This is a genomic window from Streptomyces sp. NPDC015130 (assembly GCF_043080005.1).
In the GTDB taxonomy this organism is placed as follows: Bacteria; Actinomycetota; Actinomycetes; order Streptomycetales; family Streptomycetaceae; genus Streptomyces.
On the sequence record NZ_JBIBVC010000013.1, the window covers coordinates 24,315 to 42,928 of the forward strand.

The window sequence follows — 18,614 nt, forward strand, 5'->3', positions numbered from 1 at the left end:
TGCTCTGGGTGGCCACCCGGATCACCCCCGCTGCTCACCCCTCACCCCTCCGACCGGACGCGGACGAACGCGACGTTCTCGTGCCGCCCCGCGAGCTGTCGCAGCTCGACCGGAAGGGGAGGGTCCACCCACCGCACCGGCCCGTGCTCCGGGTCCTCGGCGAGGGCGCCGGCCCGCTCGGCGACCAGTGCGCCGACCTGACGTGACTGCGCGGGGGTCAGTCGGGGCGAGGTCGTCACCGTACGGCCGTCGGGAAGGCGTACGAGCAGGTCGCGAGGTCGCTCGGGCGGGCCGGTCACCCCGAGCAGCACACCGTCGCTCGTGTCGGCGTGCCGGATCTTGCGCCAGGCCCAGGTGCCGCCGGACCGGTAGGCCGAGCCGAGCGACTTCGCCACGATCCCCTCGACACCGGCGGCCCGCAGATCGCGGAACCAGCCCCGGGCGGTCTCCTCGTCCAGGGTGGCGAGGACCCGCTGAAGTGGAGGTTCCGCCTCCTGGAGTGCCGCTCCGAGCAGCTCCCACCGGTCGCGGAGCGGCAGTGCGCGTACGTCCCGGCCGGGCACGGCGAGGAGGTCGAAGGCGATGTACGAGACGGGCACCCCGGCCCGGGCCCGGTCGGCGTGCGAGCGGAGCAGGTCGGTGAAGCTGAGCCGCCCGTCCCGGTAGGCGCACAGCTCGCCGTCGAGCACGATCCCGGGCGGCAGCTGATCGCGCAGGTGAGCGGCGATCTCGGGGAACTCGGGAGCGAGGTCGCGCCGCGAGCGGGACTGGAGGAAGACCCGTCCGTCGAGGACGAAGGCGAGGGCGCGGAAACCGTCGAGCTTGAGGGAGTACTGGAGCTCCCGCGGCGGCTCCGCCTGCCCGGGGATCTCGTCGGCGGCCCGCGGCCGCATGACGTCGACGGGCGGCGGCAGCACCACCGCCGGCCCCGCGCCCCCGCTCGCGGCAGGCCCGTTCACGGCAGGCCCCCGGCGCTCCCGGGCGCGAAAAGGGGCGCCAGGAGGTCCCCGTACCGCTCCAGACGTGGCGTGATGTCGTCCATGAGGAAGACGAGCTCCTCGGGTCCGGCCGAGGGTGCGGCGCCTGCCTCGACCTCCTCCCAGGTGACGGGCGCCGAGACGGCGGGCAGGGCCCGGGCCCGCAGGGTGTAAGGGGTGGCGGTGGTCTTGGCGGCGGCGTTCTGGCTGTGGTCGACGAAGACCTTCCCGGGGCGCAGGGCGCGGGCCATCCGGTGGACGACGAGCCGGGGCAGGCTCGCCTCGGCCTCGACGGCGAGCCGTCGCGCGTACGCCGAGACCTGCTCGGAGGGGGTCGGGACGACCGGGACCAGCAGGTGGAGCCCCTTGGACCCGGAGGTCTTGGCGAAGGCCTCCAGGCCGTCGGCGGCGAGCCGCTCGCGCAGGTGGAGTGCGACCCGGCAGCAGTCGACGACGGTGGCGGGCGGCCCGGGGTCGAGGTCGAACACGAGCCGGTCGGCGACGGCGGGGGAGGAGGTCCGCCACTGGGGGGTGTGGAACTCGACGACGAGGTTCGCCGCCCACATCAGGGAGGCCAGGTCCTGGACCACGACCTGCCGCGCCCGCGGGTCCTCGGAGCGGGGAACGGGGGCGGTGGTCACCCAGGAGGGTGTGCCGGGCGGAGGATTCTTGGTGAAGAAGAGCTGCCCGTCCGGCCCGTCGGGATAGCGCAGGAAGGAGACGGGCCGCTCGCGCAGATGCGGCAGGATCGCGGCCCCGACGGTGGCGTAGTAGTGGAGCACCTCGCCCTTCGTCGTGCCGGTGAGCGGGTGGAGCACCTTGTCCAGGTTGCTGAGCGCCAGGCGCCGCCCCTCCACCTCTGTGATGGGCGTCATACGATGAGAATCCCACGTTTTCCCGGCATTCCTCCGCGAAAGAGGAGAACCGTGCGATCCATCTGGAACGGTGCCATTTCCTTCGGGCTGGTCAGCATCCCGATCAAGCTGGTGAACGCCACCGAGAGCCGGTCCGTCTCCTTCCGGCAGATCCACACCGAGGACGGCGGCCGGGTCCGCTACAAGAAGGTGTGCGAGCTCGACGGCGAGGAGGTCGCGGCTGCGGACATCGGCAAGGCGTACGAGGAGGCCGACGGGACCATGATCCCGATCACCGACGAGGACCTGGCCGCGCTGCCGCTCCCGACGGCGAAGACGATCGAGATCGTGGCCTTCGTACCGGCGGGGGAGATCGACCCGCTCCAGATGGAGGCGGCGTACTACCTCTCGGCGAACGGCGTACCCGCCGCGAAGCCCTACACCCTGCTCCGCGAAGCCCTGAAGCGGAGCGACAAGGTGGCGGTGGCGAAGTTCGCCCTGCGCGGGCGGGAGCGGCTCGGCATGCTCCGGGTCGTGGACGACGTGATCGCGATGCACGGCCTGCTCTGGCCGGACGAGATCAGGGCCCCGGAGGGCGTGGCCCCGGAGACCCCGGTGACGGTACGCGACGCCGAACTGGACCTGGCGGACGCCCTGATGGCCACGCTCGGCGAGGTCGACCTCGGCACCCTCCACGACGACTACCGCACGGCGGTGGAGGAGATGATCGCGGCCAAGGCGGAGGGCGGCGAGGCGGTGGCACCCCCGACGCCCGGCGAGGAGGGCGGAGGCGGACAGGTCATCGACCTGATGGCGGCGCTGGAGAGCAGCGTGCGGGCGGCGAAGGAGGCGCGGGGGGAGGGCGCGGAGGTGACGGAACTGAAGCCGCGGGCGACGAAGAAGGCGACACCCGCGAAGAAGTCCACAGCGTCAAAGTCCGCAACGAAGAAGACAACGGCAAAGAAGACGACAGCAAAGAAGACAACGGCAAAGAAGGCAACGGCAAAGAAGACCACCCACAAACGCCCGGCGTGATCACCACGATCACCCCACACCCCGCACCCCGCACGCCACACCCCGCACACTCCATCCCGCACACCACGCCCCACCACCAACCACCCTGAGGCCCCCGGAAGCACCAGCTCCGGGGGCCTCAGGCATGCGAGGTCCCCGCCGCTGAGCCCGGTCCCAACTCCCCGCACACCGGACAGGGATAACCGACCTTCGGACAACAGATGGTCAAATCCTTGTCGTAGACCTGCCAAAAACCTTCCTTCGCTGGCACGCTCACAGCCGCGCCACCCCCCCACGACCCCCACGTGCTTCAGCGAAGGAGCCCGCGTGATCCGCCAGCAGTCCTCGCACCGCCGCACAGCCCTCTCGACCGCGCTCATCGCCTCGGCGGCCATGATCGCCGTCGGTGTCCAGACCGGATCCGCCAGCGCGGACGCCCAGCGGGAGGCCGGCGCCACCGCGCTCGTCCTCACCGGCCCGCAGCGCGCGGCGGCCGTCCAGGAGGCGCAGGCGGGAGCCGCCGCGACCGCCAGGGCGATAGGCCTCTCCGCCCAGGAGAAGCTGCTCGTACGGGACGTCGTCAAGGACGCCGACGGCACCGTGCACACGCGCTACGAGCGCACGTACGAAGGCCTGCCGGTCCTCGGCGGCGACCTGGTCGTGCACCAGAGGAAGAACGGCGCCCGCGCGACGACGAAGGCGACCGGGGCCCGGATCTCGGTGCCGACGACGGAGGCGGAGGCCCCGGCGGCGACGGCGAGGAGCACGGCCCGCAAGGTGATCTGGGCGGCGACGGGCAAGCCGACGCTGGCCTGGGAGACGGTCGTGACGGGCGTCCAGCACGACGGCACGCCGAGCGAGCGCCATGTGATCACCGATGCGAGCACGGGCAAGGAGCTCTACTCCTACGAGGCGATCGAGACCGGCACGGGCAACACCCAGTACAGCGGCCAGGTCACGCTCGGCACCGCCCCCTCGTACACGCTCACCGACACGGCCCGGGGCGGCCACAAGACGTACGACCTGAACGGCGGCACGAACGGCACCGGCTCGCTCTTCACGAACAGCACGGACACCTGGGGCAACGGCCTGGCGTCGAACCGCGAGACCGCCGCCGCGGACGCGCACTACGGCGCGGCGGTCACCTGGGACTTCTACAAGAACGAACTCGGCCGCAACGGCATCCGGGGCGACGGCGTCGCCGCCTACTCACGCGTCCACTACGGCAACGCGTACGTCAACGCCTTCTGGTCGGACTCCTGCTTCTGCATGACGTACGGCGACGGCGCGGGCAACGCGAAGCCGCTCACCTCGCTCGACGTCGCGGGCCACGAGATGACCCACGGCCTGACGGCCGCGACGGCGAACCTCCGCTACAGCAAGGAGTCGGGCGGCCTCAACGAGGCCACCTCGGACATCCTGGGCACCGCGGTCGAGTTCTACGCGGCGAACGCCACCGACGCGGGCGACTACCTCATCGGCGAGAAGATCGACATCCGCGGCAACGGCACCCCGCTCCGCTACATGGACACCCCCAGCAGGGACGGCAACTCCGCCGACTACTGGTCCACCAAGGTCGCCCGCCTCGACGTCCACTACTCCTCGGGCCCGGCGAACCACTTCTTCTACCTGCTGTCCGAGGGCAGCGGCACGAAGACGATCAACGGAGTCACCTACAACTCCTCCACCTACGACGGCTCCACCCTCACGGGCATAGGCCGCACGAAGGCCTACAAGATCTGGTACAAGGCCCTCTCCACCTACATGACCTCCTCCACCACCTACGCCGGCGCCCGCACGGCCACCCTCTCCGCGGCCACCGACCTCTACGGCGCGAACAGCCCGGAATACACGGCAGTCGCCAAGGCCTGGACGGCCATCAACGTCAAGTAACCCGCACCGCCAAGCCCCCCCTCAGAACCACCCAAGAGGGGCGGGGCTTTGCGACCCGCACATACAACAAGACCCCGTTCTCAGCGTTTCCGCTGATCACGGGGTCTGTGTGGCACTTCCTGCGAAGTGCCCCCGGCAGGATTCGAACCTGCGCACACGGCTCCGGAGGGCGCGTGCGCTTCGCACATCTCAGCAGGTCAGAGCTTCAGACTCATATGCTTGCCGTCGACCGGTCCACAGATCGGCCACGCTTGTCTGGCCTTCTACAGGCGACAACCCTGGGGGCCGTTGGTAGACCCCGTCGCGCGGCGAGGAGTTGGCATCCATCGAATGCGCAGTCGCGTTCCGGCGCGCGGGAGATCGGTCGGGCCTTCCCAACCGGGCGCATGTGTGCGTACGGCCCGCGCCTTGCCGAGTCTCGTCATCTTCGTGTGCGATGCCATCGCAGTTGTGCGAAGAAGGTTGAGAAGGCTGTACCTGCTCCGGTAACGCGGTTGGCACAGTGCACTGGGTGATGTGGCTGGCACTGCGCTGGAGGGTACAGGGCTGAGCTTGTTGTTGGTCACGGACAGGTGACCTGGGGGAACGTCACCAGGATTGCAAGCACGGCAAGTTGATGCTCAGCATCCGCATGCGTGGCTTGTGCGCTTGCGCTACTGTTCAGGCTGCGTAAGTCGGAACGAGATGCGGTGGGAGCCTGAAATGCCCGAGGGTGCTTCAAGCAATGAGCTAATTCCGATCAAGAGCCAGACGAAGACGATACAGAATTGCTTTCAGCAGTGCCTGTATGACGTTCCCAAATTTCAGCGACCCTACAGTTGGTCCGAGGAACAGTTGGCCGATTTCTGGGATGACGTCATTCTGGCGAAGGGTGATTTCTTTTTCGGGTCCACGGTGACGTGGGTGAGCGAGAAGAGGGAACTCTTCAACGACACTTACTCAATTATCGATGGCCAGCAAAGGCTAACCACGAGTGCAATCCTGCTGTCCGTCGTGCGTGACGCATTTTATGAAGTGGCTTCCTCGTTTTCCGGCCTTGCCGGCTTTGATCCAGATGCAGCTCGCAGTCAGGCAACTGCGACTCAAAAGTACCTGATCGTAAAAGATGACGACGGTAAAAGCTATCCCGTCCTTCGCCGTGATGAGGAAATGTTCTACGAAGTTGTCCAAAACCCAAACGCCATTCCGTCCAAAGTGGAGTGGAATGGAAGTGCCCGACAGATTGGCAAGGCGCGCTCATTCTTCGAGGCAAAGGTCACCGCTGAGATTAAGGAGTTGGCTCCAAATGGGCAGGTTGAGCGCCTGAAGGTGATTCGATCGAACGCGCTGAAGGCGCGCGTAATTCAGGTTGAGCTGGCATCCGAGGAGGACGGATTCCTAGTCTTCGAGACGCTTAATACGAGAGGAACGGACCTGCGACTGTCGGATCTTGTTAAGAATCTTCTGATTCGTGGTGGCTCTACAGAAACTGCAGATCGGAACACGATTGCGGAACGTTGGCGGCGAGTCGTTGAGCAGGTTCAGCACGGTAACTCGAACATAGATGTCGTCGACAGGTTCATTTGGCAGTCCTGGAATTCTAGGAGGACGGCCGTAAAGGAGCCCGAGCTGTTTAAGGCAATTAGCCATCTCGTGAGCATCGACGCAGCCGCACACCTGGACTACTTGCAAGAACTCGAAACGGATGCGGACGCCTATAGATGGCTAGATTCCGAAAATGTGCAGGTTCAGGGAAAGGTTACTGGGGCGCGGAATGCATTTGCGATTCCGGAATTCGTTGACAGTGTTCGCGCGTTGGCAATCTTCAATGTGACCGTAGCCAACTCGACAATCTTTGCCGTAGTTCGTAAGTTTAAAGAAACAGGTTTGATTAAGCAAGCTCAGGTCGTTAAGGTTTTGAAGCTCGTGGAATCTTTCCATTTTCAATACACTGCGCTAACCGCTAGCACTTCCACTGGTGGCACGCGAGCTCGGTATAACCGCTTCGCTGTTCGCCTGGAGAACGCGAAATCGACTTCAGAAGTAGCAGAAGCTATTGCCGACCTGAAGAAGAAGCTTCATGACAGTTTGCCCGATCGCGCGAAGGCTCATCTCGCATTTCGCTCATTGTTCTATGCCCCGAAGGTTAACCTGACGCGAGCACAGGTGCTCCGGTCCCGCAAGATTTTCATTGCCTATGTTCTAATGTCGTTCGCTAAGTTGGAACGCCTGCTTCCGGCGGGGCAAAATCTCGCAACCTGGTCGATCGAGCACATTAAGCCTCAGTCGATGGCATCGTTGGACTATCGCGATCCTGTCTACTCGATTGGCAATCTAACGCTACTCACCGAGAGCCTAAACAGTGCTCTTGGAGACGCTCCATTGTCATCCAAGATCGATGAACTTAGGGAGGGGAGTGCGTACTTCGATCCGGAGCTCGGGTCGTGGGATGCAAGTTCCCCAGGATCTCCATCTGACGCCCAAATTGAGAAGAGGTCGAATTTCCTGGCGGACGATGCGTTGGATCGGGTCTGGAACCTCTAGAAATCATCCGGATCGAGCTGCATCCTGCCCTGCTCTTTGTAGTTAGTTGAGTCGGTCGGCGATGCGTAGGTCTGGCTTCTGGAACACACCGCATTGCGGAAGATCGGCCGACAGGCGAGTCATTCAGCCAGTCCGCCGGCCTCCCGTTCCTCGCCGTGTTCTACGGGCTGGAGACCTGCGCAGATATCAAGCAAGCTGATTCACAGCCCAGGACCCGCCAACGCCTCTCGTTCCCCGTGGCTCCCCTCCCGATCTGGCACACGAGTGGCACGGCGATCAGCATGCTAGGTACCGCAGCCGGGCGCGCGTGGGGCAGCGGCAGCTGCTCGGAGTTTCACGCCAGAGACCGCATACATCTGGCAATTCTTAACATCGACAGTGGAGGTCGGAAGGGACTGGCATCTACTGTGTCTGGGTCGATCGCCCCGTGATCCAGTCTGAGTTGGAGACCCGTGCCGCGTTACGTCCGCGTCAAGATCGTCACACCCGAAATGGAAGCCAGGGAGCGGAGGGCTGGCCTATATGTGGCTCTGACGTTGGCAGCCTGGGTCGTTCAGGCCGGAGGGACCATCCGCCTGTCCCTTGCCCTCACGGATCAGCGCATGGGGGTAGCCGCTGCGGGAGCGCTCTGCGCTGTTATTGGCGCTTGGGGGGTGGTGTACGTGGACGCTAAGGGGTTCCGTCGCCCGTTCCGGACGTGGCGATTCCTGGTCAGCGCGTCTCTTTCGATCGCCCTGGGTTGTGTCGTTGGCATGTAGGCGTTCCTGCCTCCTGCGCTCTGATCGCCTCAACCACAAGCCTTCTCCAACTCCCATCCCGTCTGCCGTCGACCCACACGTATGTGGAGCGGGCGCGGTGCCGGGCGTCCAGGTGGAGCGCGCCACTGTACGAACGACCTGGACGCCCGGTGCCGTGTCTGCTCGGCTCTGCCTGGGGCGATGGCAGACGGGATGGGAGTTCCCCACCGCCACACCCCACGGGCCGGCACCCGCGTACGGAGCCCCCGCCATCCCGGAGCCTGAGCGCCCCCGCCGGAGGCACTGTCTTGGCCCGGGCGCTGTGGCCGTCCCTGGTTCGACGCCCATCAACCCAAGCTGTCAGGCGTGCGGACGGCGGCCGGGCTGGAGCGGGGCGTAGACAGGAGCGCAGGCCCGGGCGACGGGCCGCGCGCGCCGCGCTGTGCGCGGCGGGTGCCTTGATGAGGTAGAGAAACCTGTAACAGCTCGTCCTGACAAGGCGGTCTTGCCGACCTAGCCGCTAGCTGCTGGCATGTATCTCGGGCATAGCTGCATGGGGGGACCCGATGGGCGATCTGACGGTGAGTCCGTGGAAGCGGCATGGCAAGGATCGGCTGTATGTGAACCTGCCGAACGGGGATGCTGTGGCATGGGCAGACCGAGCTACCAAGGTCGTGACGATCAAGAATCAGAAGTACCGGGATGAGGCCTTAGCCCTCCTCGGCAGACATCTCGGAGACGGCGTTACTGTCGGCCACACATCTGCCCGTGCTCCTGCCTCGGTTCCTGAGCCTCGCGCTCAACAACCAGCGTCACCGGCTCCGAAACGCCCCACCCCAGCGCGGCCGGCATCCCTCCCCCCTCTCTCGCCCATCGAGGACCTGGCAGAGAACCGCCCTGGTGCCGGCATCCTCCGCTTGATGGCTGAGCGAGGCCCTTCGACCGCTCAACGCTGGATGGCGAAGTTGCTGCGCCGGAGATCCGACTGGGACAGCTGGTACCTAGGGCTCGAAGGAGAACGGCGGGTCGGACGAGAGCTGAAGCGCTTGTCGCCACTCGGCTGGCGGGCCCTGCATGGCATTGAGAAGAGCAACGGGGGCGACATCGATCACTTGTTGATCGGTCCCGGCGGCGTGTTCAGCATCAACACCAAGACCCATCGCGGTGCTTCGGTCTGGGTCGGCGACACGATGGCCAAGGTCAATGGCGGGAAGCCTCACCCGTACGCAGCCGCGAGCAAGGCTGAGGCCGACTACGTGCGCGGGGTGTTGGGACGGTACTGCGATTTCGATGTGCCTGTGGAGCCGGTGCTTGTGTTCGTCGGCGTCGAACGCTTACAGCGCACGGCCACCCAGTACGCCGTCCGCGTCTATCAGGAACGAGAGGTCGCCGCGCTTGGCCCTCTCACTGGCAGGCTCACAGCCGAACAAGTGGAGGCCGTCTACACCGTCGCTCGTCACCGGCGAGCCTGGCGGAGGATGTGACCTTCCTCGTCCCGGACCAGCCGGCTCGTGAAGCCCCCTCGGCAGAGGCGTTCATACGCGTCGACCACGGCGCTGGGCACCTGCTGGCTGACCATAAAGCCCTGGTCCGGATAGATCAGCAGTCGCTGGAGTGCGCCTACAAGCATGTCGATGACCATGCGGACGTCGCCGATCGAGTCGACGTAATCCTGGAGCGTCATGGGGCTCGAAGCGCTGACGATCTCGACTTCGGGCCACAGCTTCCGCGCGGTGGCGTACGCCCTCCGCTCCTCGTACGGCTTGCTGATCAGCAGGACCGAGGACACCTTGATGCCGGCCTCGGCAAGGAGGTCCCGTGAGAAGCGGATGTTCTCGCCGGTGTTGCGAGCCCTCGGCTCCACCATCACCGCCGAGTCGGGGAGGCCGAGTTCGATCGCCCGCTCTCGGTAGTGCACGGCTTCGCCGCGGGGCATGCGTTCGCGTGTCGTCGGGCTGGTCGCCCCGGTGAACACGAGGACTGGGGCCATGCCGCGCTTGTACAGGTCGACTGCGGCGTCGGCCACGCCCAGGTCGTGGCTGCCGAGCCCGATCGCCACTGAGCAGGGCCGGGGCGTGTGGCCCATCTAGTGGTAGTCCCACAGGCGCTCCGTGTCGGCCCAGTCCTGAGTAGAGATCACTGCTGGTCGTTCCTGTCCTTGGCCGAGTCAGGGACCTTGAAGTCGTATTCCCAGGCGAAGCGGGAAGCGGCATGCACTTTCGGGGGAGACCCACGACGACCGCGGGCTGAAAAACCGACCGACTGAGGACGTTCGTCGGGTGCCCATTCCGCCGCACCTGATTACCGTTCTCCGTGAGCACCTGGCCACCTTCGGCACGGCGGACGATGGGCGCCTGTTCTTCAGCGAGAAGGGCTCTGTCGTGCCCTCCTCGACCTACTACCGCGTGTGGTAGGAGGCCCGGCTCCTCGCGCTTCCGCCGGCCGTCGCAGCCTCGCCGCTCGCGAGTCGGCCGTACGACCTTCGGCACTCGGCGCTGTCGACCTGGCTCAACGCGGGCGTCGACCCGACCGAGGTGGCGGAGCGCGCCGGCAACAGCGTGGAGGTCCTGCTGACCCGCTACGCGAAGTGCCTCGACGGGCGCCAGGACGTCGCCAACCGGCGCATTGAGGACCTGCTCCGCGAGTACGACTGAGTCGTCCCGTCACAAGACTGAGGCCCCAGGCGTTTCGTCTGGGGCCTTCCTCGTTCCAAGCCCTACCTGCGGTGGTGCTTCCTCACTTGCGAGGGCAGTTTCGCTTGTCGTGCCCGCGGTAGTCACACACGCTGCACTTCCCCGCGTTGGGAGAGACGTCGCACGACCGCCTGTCGTGCCCTCCCTCGCCGCACAAAGAGCAAGTGCGGGTCCCGCTCGCGCTCATTCTCGTCCTCCGTGTCGTCCGTCGCTGACTCCGTCGCGACGGAGTCTAACTTTGTGAACCTTGCCAGTTCGGCCTTTTGTCAGACGAACAGCCATATACGGAAGGCGAGTTTGCCGCTGCGCGTATGTCCGCCTGGCAGCCTCAGTTCAGCCTCCGATCTTCGCCTCACGGGACCAGACTCTTCGCGGCACGCCGGCACTGCCTGAGTGCATCCACGGCCTCCCGCTCGCCAGGGTGACCCCACAGCACTGCTAGGCGGTCACCATCGCCATGCCGCCACCTGCGGCGATGCCCCAAGATCCCGTCCACGCCTCGTCCACAGACCTCGACATACGGCCGCTCAGCGCTGCACACGCCTGCACATACAACAAGACCCCGTTCTCAGCGTTTCCGCTGATCACGGGGTCTGTGTGGCACTTCCTGCGAAGTGCCCCCGGCAGGATTCGAACCTGCGCACACGGCTCCGGAGGCCGTTGCTCTATCCCCTGAGCTACGGGGGCGTCCGCCGCGTTCGGCGGCGACGGGTAGAACCCTACCAGCTCGTGGGGCGTGCCTGTGAACAGGTATTTCCGTGGTGTCACCAGGGGCTGGTTCCCCCGCACGGGTCGGAAGTGGGCAAAACCCGGACGCAGCTCATCGGGGCGTCCTACTCTCGTTCGTGTGTCAGGCATGTCCGGTCGGGTGCTCGTTGTCGACGACAACAAGGTGATCCGGCAGTTGATCAGGGTCAATCTCGAACTCGAGGGGTTCGAGGTCGTGACCGCGGCCGATGGTGCCGAGTGTCTGGATGTCGTTCATCAGGTCTGTCCTGATGTCGTCACCCTTGATGTCGTCATGCCCCGCTTGGACGGGATCAAGACGGCCGAGCGGCTGCGGGCCGACCCGCGGACCAGACATCTGCCGGTGGCGATCATCAGTGCCTGCGGTGAGCACGAGGCGGCCGGTGGTGTCGCTTCCGGTGTCGACGCCTTTCTCGCCAAGCCCTTCGAGCCCTCCGAGCTCGTCCGTGTCGTGCGGCAGTTGATGCACCACGAGCGCCGCGCGCCCCGGAAGGGTGCCGGGCCGGAGGGGGGAGAGGAGCCGCCCGCAGCCGACGGGCGGCTCGGATCCCGGGTGGAGGCCCGAGTGGATCCCCGGGAAGGCTCCCGGGATGACGCCCGCGAGGGTGCTCGGCGTGACGGGGCGCAGGACGTCACGGAGGGCACCTGCCGTGCCCATGGCGCGCCCGGCGGTCATTGAGGAGCTCGCCGGGCCGGGACAGGTGCCCGCATGGCGAAACCGGTTCGCGTTCTGACCCCCCTCCTCCCCTAGGCTTGTCCCGTGACCCCCGCGGACCTCTCCCTCACCGTGCTGCACGCCGTGCGCCGTGCGGTCGACGACGGTGCGCTGCGGGTCGAGGTGCCCCCGACGATCAAGGTCGAGCGGGCCCGCCCCGGCGGTGCCGGGGAGTACGCCAGCAATGTCGCCCTCACCCTCGCCAGGTCCGCCGGGCGCAGCGCCCGTGAGGTCGCCGGGATCATCGAGGAACGGCTCCGTGACGCACCCGGACTCCGTGGCGTCGAGATCACCGGCCCCGGGTTCCTGAACTTCGTCCTGCGCGGTGACGCGGGCGGCGGGGTCGTCCGACGTATTCGTGACGCCGGCAGCTCGTACGGGCACGGCGCCGCGCTCGCGGGCACCACCGTCCGCTTCGCCGAGGTGACAGAGTCGCGGGCCGTGCTCGTGACCGAGGTCGTCGTGGGGCTGCTGCGTTCGCAGGGTGCCGAGGCCGGCGCGGACGGCGGCGACGGCGAGCGCGTGTACGTGCATCCCGGGGCGTACGACGTCGAGCGGCTCGGGCGCGACGCCGCCCGGTGGGCCCTGCTGCGTGCCGCGCCGCACGACCGGCCCCTCGACGGGGCGGCCCTCCTCGCCCGGCACGAGCGCAACGCCCTCTTCCGGGTGCAGTACGCGTACTCCCGCGTCCGGCGGCTGCTCGTCAACGGGGAGCAGCTCGGGGTCCGCCCCGAGTGGGAGGTCCTCGTGGACGCTCCCGCCCTTCTCGGCCTGCTCGGCGACCACCCCGCCGTCCTGCTCGCCGCCGCCCGCCACCGTGCTCCCGACCGGGTCGCCCGGCACCTGGAGGCCCTCGCCGACGCGCTGCTCGCGTTCCAGCACACCGTCCTGCCGCTCGGCGACGAGAAACCCTCGGCCGCCCATCGTTCCCGGCTGGCGCTCGCCGAAGCCGCCGGGACGGTGCTCGCCGGTGGCCTCTCCGTGCTCGGCATCAGCGCACCCGACCGGACCTGAAAGAGCAGAAGACCAGACATGAGCCGTTCCGCCCACCCCGCAGGCCCCCGCCACGCCGACGTCCTCACCGAGGGCCACTACTCCGCGCCGCCCGCCGACCTCAACGTCCTCGACCCCAAGGTGTGGGCCCGGACCGTGACGCGGGACGAGCGAGGTGTCGCCACCGTCGGGGGGCTGGGCGTCGACGCGCTCGCCGAGGAGTTCGGCACCCCCGCCTACTTCCTCGACGAGAGCGACTTCCGTGCCCGTTGCCGCGCCTGGGCCGAGGCCTTCGGCAAGGACGCCGACGTGTTCTACGCCGGCAAGGCGTTCCTCTCCCGCGCGATCGTGCGGTGGCTCAAGGAGGAGGGGCTGAATCTCGACGTCTGTTCCGGCGGCGAGCTCACCACGGCGCTCTCGGCCGGGATGCCCGCCGAGCGGATCGCCTTCCACGGGAACAACAAGAGCGAGGAAGAGATCCGGACGGCCGTCGAGGCCGGCGTCGGGCGGATCGTGCTCGACTCCTTCCAGGAGATCGTGCGGGTCGCCCACATCGCGCAGTCCCTCGGGAAGCGCCAGCGCGTGCAGATCCGTGTGACGGTCGGCGTCGAGGCCCACACGCACGAGTTCATCGCCACCGCGCACGAGGACCAGAAGTTCGGCATCGCGCTCGCCGGCGGGCAGGCCGCCGAGGCCGTGCGACGGGCGCTCAAGCTCGACGGGCTCGAGCTCATCGGTATTCATTCGCACATCGGGTCGCAGATCTTCGACATGGCCGGGTTCGAGGTCTCCGCGCGGCGCGTCGTGCAGCTGCTCGCCGAGGTCCGGGACGAGCACGGCGTCGAGCTCCCCGAGATCGACCTGGGCGGTGGCCTCGGCATCGCGTACACCTCCGAGGACGACCCGCGCGAGCCGCACGAGATCGCCAAGGCGCTCAGCGAGATCGTCACGCGGGAGTGCGAGTCCGCGGGGCTGCGGACGCCGCGGATCTCCGTCGAGCCGGGGCGCGCCATCGTCGGGCCCACCGCGTTCACGCTCTACCGGGTCGGCACGGTCAAGCCCCTGGAAGGCCTGCGCACGTACGTGAGCGTCGACGGCGGCATGTCGGACAACATCCGCACCGCCCTGTACGACGCCGAGTACAGCGTCAGCCTGGTCTCGCGGACCAGCGAGGCCGAGCCCATGCTCTCCCGGGTCGTCGGCAAGCACTGCGAGAGCGGTGACATCGTCGTACGGGACGCCTTCCTCCCCGCCGACCTGGCCCCCGGCGACCTCATCGCCGTGCCCGCGACCGGCGCCTACTGCCGCTCGATGGCCAGCAACTACAACCACGCGCTCCGGCCGCCGGTCGTCGCCGTCCGGGACGGCGAGGCCCGGGTGATCGTCCGGCGCGAGACGGAGGAAGATCTTCTGCGTCTCGACGTCGGCTGATGAAATAGTCGAGTCGCAGCCGAGTGATGAAATAGATGTCTCAGGATCCGGACAGGGGGCGGAAACCCCCGTCCGGTGAGTGAGACTGGTTGCACCGTAGAAAACCGTAGAGATACGACGACGAAGCAGTACGAGAAACGAGGTCGGATGATGCGTACGCGTCCGCTGAAGGTGGCGCTGCTGGGCTGTGGAGTGGTCGGCTCAGAGGTGGCGCGCATCATGACGACGCACGCCGACGACCTCGCCGCGCGCATCGGCGCCCCGGTCGAGCTCGCCGGCGTGGCCGTCCGCCGCCCGGACAAGGTCCGCGGGGGCATCCCGGCCGAGCTGATCACCACCGACGCGACCGCCCTCGTCAAACGGGGCGACATCGACGTCGTCGTCGAGGTCATCGGCGGGATCGAGCCGGCCCGCTCCCTCATCACCACCGCCTTCGAGCACGGGGCCTCCGTGGTCTCCGCGAACAAGGCGCTCCTGGCCCAGGACGGCGCGACGCTCTACGCCGCCGCCGAGCAGCACGGCCAGGACCTGTACTACGAGGCCGCCGTCGCGGGGGCCATCCCGCTCATCCGGCCGCTCCGCGAGTCGCTCGCCGGCGACAAGATCAACCGGGTGATGGGCATCGTCAACGGCACGACGAACTTCATCCTGGACAAGATGGACAACTCCGGCGCCGGGTACTCGGAGGCGCTGGACGAGGCCACCGCCCTCGGTTACGCCGAGGCCGACCCGACCGCCGACGTCGAAGGCTTTGACGCCGCCGCCAAGGCCGCCATCCTCGCCGGGATCGCCTTCCACACGCGCGTGCGGCTCGACGACGTCTACCGCGAGGGCATGACCGAGGTCACCGCCGCCGACTTCGCCTCGGCGAAGCAGATGGGCTGCACCATCAAGCTGCTCGCGATCTGCGAGCGGGCCGCCGACGGCGAGTCCGTCACCGCGCGCGTGCACCCGGCGATGATCCCGCTGACCCACCCGCTGGCCTCCGTCCGCGAGGCGTACAACGCCGTCTTCGTCGAGGCCGACGCCGCCGGGCAGCTCATGTTCTACGGTCCCGGCGCCGGCGGTTCGCCGACCGCCTCGGCCGTCCTCGGCGACCTCGTCGCCGTGGGCCGCAACAAGCTCAACGAGGCCACCGGCCCCGGCGAGTCCGCGTACACCCAGCTGCCCGTGAGCCCCATGGGCGACGTGGTGACGCGGTACCACATCAGCCTCGACGTGGCCGACAAGCCGGGCGTCCTCGCCCAGGTCGCGACGGTCTTCGCCGAGCACGGCGTATCCATCGATACGGTGCGCCAGCAGGGCAAGGACGGCGAGGCCTCTCTCGTCGTCGTCACCCACCGCGCGCCCGACGCCGCCCTCTCCGGGACCGTCGAGGCGCTGCGCAAGCTCGACACCGTGCGCGGTGTCGCCAGCATCATGCGTGTTGAAGGGGAGTAAAGGACCCATGACCAGCAAGGGCACCCATCAGTGGCGCGGCATCATCGAGGAGTACCGGGACCGCCTTCCGGTCACGGACACGACGCCCGTCGTCACGCTCCGTGAGGGCGGCACGCCGCTCGTCCCCGCTCAGGTCCTGTCCGAGCGCACGGGCTGCGAGGTGCACCTCAAGGTCGAGGGCGCCAACCCCACCGGCTCCTTCAAGGACCGGGGCATGACCATGGCCATCACCAAGGCCAAGGAGGAGGGTGCGAAGGCCGTCATCTGCGCGTCCACCGGCAACACCTCCGCCTCGGCCGCGGCCTACGCGGTGCGGGCCGGCATGGTCTCGGCCGTCCTCGTGCCCCAGGGCAAGATCGCGCTCGGCAAGATGGGCCAGGCCCTCGTGCACGGCGCGAAGATCCTCCAGGTCGACGGCAACTTCGACGACTGCCTGACGCTGGCCCGCAGCCTCTCCGAGAACTACCCGGTGGCGCTGGTCAATTCGGTCAACCCGGTCCGCATCGAGGGCCAGAAGACCGCCGCGTTCGAGATCGTGGACATGCTGGGCGACGCCCCCGACATCCACGTGCTGCCCGTGGGCAACGCCGGCAACATCACGGCGTACTGGAAGGGGTACACCGAGTACGCCGCCGACGCCCTGTCCACGCACCGGCCGCGCATGTGGGGCTTCCAGGCCTCCGGCTCCGCGCCGCTCGTGCGCGGCGAGGTCGTCAAGGACCCGTCGACGATCGCCACCGCGATCCGCATCGGCAACCCGGCCTCGTGGGACTACGCGATCGCCGCGCGTGACGAGTCGGGCGGCTTCATCGACGAGGTGACGGACCGTGAGATCCTGCGCGCCTACCGCCTGTTGGCCGCGCAGGAGGGCGTCTTCGTCGAGCCCGCCTCGGCCGCCTCGGTCGCCGGTCTGCTGAAGGCCGCCGAGCAGGGCAAGGTCGACCCGGGTCAGCGGATCGTCTGCACGGTCACGGGCAACGGCCTGAAGGACCCCGACTGGGCCGTGGCCGGCGCGCCGCAGCCGGTGACCGTCCCGGTCGACGCCGCGGCCGCCGCCGAGCGCCTCGGTCTGGCCTGATCCCACCCCTCCGCGCGGGGCGAAGTACTGATCGAAACCCGATCAGGAACGTACATAGGCGCACAGGTTGGCTCGCGACACGCATCGTGCGCCTCCTGTGCGCCCTATGTCGCCACAGAACCTTCCTTCGATAGGCTGTACCGACCCGCCCCGACGCATATGCGCGGTGTTGTTGCCGTTGTCGCCTCCAGGCCGAAACGGACCCCGGGTCCCCGTACACCCGTCGTGAGCACCCGCTGTCCGAAACACACGCAGTCCGCACCACCCGCTGTCCGCAGCGACCGAAGCAAGCACCACCAGAAGACCGCAACACCCGCTGTCTGAAACACCGTTGTCGCAATCAAGGAGAGTCATCGAGCGATGGCCGGTCCAGCGTTCCGCGCCGCCGCCGTACGGGTGCGCGTCCCCGCCACCAGCGCCAACCTCGGCCCGGGCTTCGACGCCTTCGGCCTGTCGCTGGGTCTCTACGACGACGTCGTCGTCCGGGTCGCCGACTCGGGGCTGCACGTCGACATCGCGGGCGAGGGTGCGGAGACCCTCCCGCGCGACGAGAGCCACCTGCTCGTACGTTCCCTGCGCACCGCCTTCGACCTGCTCGGCGGGCAGCCGCGCGGCCTCGAGGTCGTCTGCGCCAACCGCATCCCGCACGGCCGCGGCCTCGGCTCCTCCTCCGCCGCCATCTGCGCCGGCATCGTCGCCGCCCGTGCCGTGACCATAGGCGGGGACGCGAAGCTCGACGAGGCCGCCCTGCTCGAACTGGCCACCGAGATCGAGGGCCACCCCGACAACGTCGCCGCCTGTCTCCTCGGCGGATTCACGCTCGCCTGGACCGAGTCCGGCTCCGCGCGGGCGATCAGGATGGATCCTTCCGATTCCATCGTTCCGGTGGTTTTCGTGCCCGGGAAGCCGGTACTGACCGAGACCGCCCGCGGACTTCTGCCGCGCACCGTCCCGCATGTGGACGCCGCGGCCAACGCCGGGCGCGCCGCCCTCCTCGTCGAGGCCCTGACCCGTCGCCCCGAGCTGCTGCTCGCGGCCACCGAGGACCGGCTGCACCAGGAGTACCGGGCCCCCGCGATGCCGGAGAGCATCGCCCTTGTGAACCGACTGCGCGCGGACGGCGTCCCCGCGGTCATCTCCGGCGCGGGCCCCACGGTGCTCGCGCTGGCCGAACACGGGACGGCCGACAAGGTCGCCCGACTGGCGGGCGAGGGCTGGGCCGCGAACCGGCTCGACCTCGACGCGCCCGGAGCGAGCGTGCTGCCGCTGGCGCCCTAGGGCGCGCCGCGGCGGCGGGGGGCGCCGGGCAGCGCCCCCCTTCCGCGGTTCCGGTCCACGCGGCGCTCCGAACGGCGCGGCGCCGCGGACGACAGCCGGACAAGAGATTGCCGGTGAGGGAGAGGGGGAATGTTTGTTGGAGCCGGTAGTGTTAACCTCAAGTCTGCACCCGACCTCTTTGTGGAGCGGTGCGGAGTGTCCCCATCAGGGACCACCATTCTTCCGGGAGCCTCCTCAACTG

13 protein-coding genes, 2 tRNA genes and 2 pseudogenes are annotated in these 18,614 nt (G+C 67.9%); 11 read left to right on the forward strand and 6 right to left on the reverse strand.

The window, feature by feature from the left end; translation table 11 throughout:
- Positions 1-41 precede the first annotated feature (41 nt).
- Both ACF08F_RS25380 and ligD read right to left on the reverse strand, forming a co-directional pair.
- The gene (locus ACF08F_RS25380; protein ID WP_392300844.1) at positions 42-959 is read right to left on the reverse strand and encodes an ATP-dependent DNA ligase; all 918 of its coding nucleotides are present in this window, start codon (positions 957-959) and stop codon (positions 42-44) included.
- A complete protein-coding gene (gene ligD / locus ACF08F_RS25385) occupies positions 956-1,852 on the reverse strand; it encodes a non-homologous end-joining DNA ligase (protein ID WP_392300845.1) in 897 nt (298 codons plus the stop codon). The genes ACF08F_RS25380 and ligD overlap by 4 nt, the downstream gene beginning before the upstream one ends.
- A 51-nt stretch (positions 1,853-1,903) precedes the next feature.
- On the opposite strand from ligD, the gene ACF08F_RS25390 reads away from it, so the two are divergent.
- Both ACF08F_RS25390 and ACF08F_RS25395 read left to right on the forward strand, forming a co-directional pair.
- Positions 1,904-2,866 (forward strand): Ku protein, encoded by a 963-nt coding sequence (locus ACF08F_RS25390; protein WP_392300846.1) that lies wholly within the window; start codon positions 1,904-1,906, stop codon positions 2,864-2,866.
- 372 nt (positions 2,867-3,238) lie between these two features.
- Complete coding sequence (locus tag ACF08F_RS25395; protein WP_392300983.1) at positions 3,239-4,738, forward strand: M4 family metallopeptidase; 1,500 nt, start codon at positions 3,239-3,241, stop codon at positions 4,736-4,738.
- Positions 4,739-4,868: 130 nt separating this feature from the next.
- Here the strand turns inward: ACF08F_RS25395 and ACF08F_RS25400 are convergent.
- A tRNA-OTHER gene (locus ACF08F_RS25400) sits at positions 4,869-4,933 on the reverse strand.
- Between the two features lie 507 nt (positions 4,934-5,440).
- Here ACF08F_RS25400 and ACF08F_RS25405 point away from each other — a divergent pair.
- Both ACF08F_RS25405 and ACF08F_RS25410 read left to right on the forward strand, forming a co-directional pair.
- A complete protein-coding gene (locus ACF08F_RS25405) occupies positions 5,441-7,261 on the forward strand; it encodes a DUF262 domain-containing protein (RefSeq protein ID WP_392300847.1) in 1,821 nt (606 codons plus the stop codon).
- Between the two features lie 1,693 nt (positions 7,262-8,954).
- Positions 8,955-9,482 carry a nuclease-related domain-containing protein gene (locus tag ACF08F_RS25410; protein ID WP_392300848.1) on the forward strand — a complete coding sequence of 176 codons (528 nt, stop codon included), beginning with the start codon at positions 8,955-8,957 and terminating at the stop codon, positions 9,480-9,482.
- On the opposite strand, the gene ACF08F_RS25415 is transcribed toward ACF08F_RS25410, so the two are convergent.
- Both ACF08F_RS25415 and ACF08F_RS25420 read right to left on the reverse strand, forming a co-directional pair.
- Positions 9,455-10,084 (reverse strand): YdcF family protein, encoded by a 630-nt coding sequence (locus tag ACF08F_RS25415; protein WP_392300849.1) that lies wholly within the window; start codon positions 10,082-10,084, stop codon positions 9,455-9,457. The two genes, ACF08F_RS25410 and ACF08F_RS25415, sit on opposite strands and share 28 nt — an antisense overlap.
- A gap of 50 nt (positions 10,085-10,134) precedes the next feature.
- Positions 10,135-10,215: pseudogene (locus ACF08F_RS25420) on the reverse strand (GntR family transcriptional regulator); the annotation flags it as partial.
- Between ACF08F_RS25420 and ACF08F_RS25425 the strand changes: the two are divergent.
- Positions 10,200-10,652 (forward strand): annotated as a pseudogene (locus ACF08F_RS25425) (site-specific integrase); the annotation flags it as partial. The pseudogenes ACF08F_RS25420 and ACF08F_RS25425 overlap by 16 nt on opposite strands.
- A gap of 654 nt (positions 10,653-11,306) precedes the next feature.
- Here the strand turns inward: ACF08F_RS25425 and ACF08F_RS25430 are convergent.
- A tRNA-Arg gene (locus tag ACF08F_RS25430) sits at positions 11,307-11,378 on the reverse strand.
- A 169-nt stretch (positions 11,379-11,547) separates the two neighbouring features.
- On the opposite strand from ACF08F_RS25430, the gene ACF08F_RS25435 reads away from it, so the two are divergent.
- The 6 genes from ACF08F_RS25435 (at position 11,548) to thrB (ending at position 18,373) form a co-directional block, all read left to right on the forward strand.
- Complete coding sequence (locus ACF08F_RS25435) at positions 11,548-12,117, forward strand: response regulator (protein ID WP_392300984.1); 570 nt, start codon at positions 11,548-11,550, stop codon at positions 12,115-12,117.
- Positions 12,118-12,198: 81 nt separating this feature from the next.
- The gene (nrtL, locus tag ACF08F_RS25440) at positions 12,199-13,167 is read left to right on the forward strand and encodes an ArgS-related anticodon-binding protein NrtL (RefSeq protein ID WP_392300850.1); all 969 of its coding nucleotides are present in this window, start codon (positions 12,199-12,201) and stop codon (positions 13,165-13,167) included.
- Positions 13,168-13,185: 18 nt separating this feature from the next.
- Positions 13,186-14,577, forward strand: coding sequence for a diaminopimelate decarboxylase (gene lysA, locus ACF08F_RS25445; RefSeq protein ID WP_392300851.1), 1,392 nt, complete (start codon positions 13,186-13,188; stop codon positions 14,575-14,577).
- A 150-nt stretch (positions 14,578-14,727) separates the two neighbouring features.
- Positions 14,728-16,017: a homoserine dehydrogenase gene (locus ACF08F_RS25450; RefSeq protein WP_392300985.1), complete on the forward strand. Its 1,290-nt coding sequence runs from the start codon at positions 14,728-14,730 to the stop codon at positions 16,015-16,017.
- Between the two features lie 7 nt (positions 16,018-16,024).
- Entirely contained in the window at positions 16,025-17,095 is a 1,071-nt protein-coding gene (thrC, locus tag ACF08F_RS25455; RefSeq protein ID WP_392300852.1) for a threonine synthase, read from the forward strand.
- A gap of 360 nt (positions 17,096-17,455) precedes the next feature.
- Entirely contained in the window at positions 17,456-18,373 is a 918-nt protein-coding gene (gene thrB, locus ACF08F_RS25460; protein ID WP_392300853.1) for a homoserine kinase, read from the forward strand.
- The last annotated feature ends 241 nt before the right edge of the window (positions 18,374-18,614 follow it).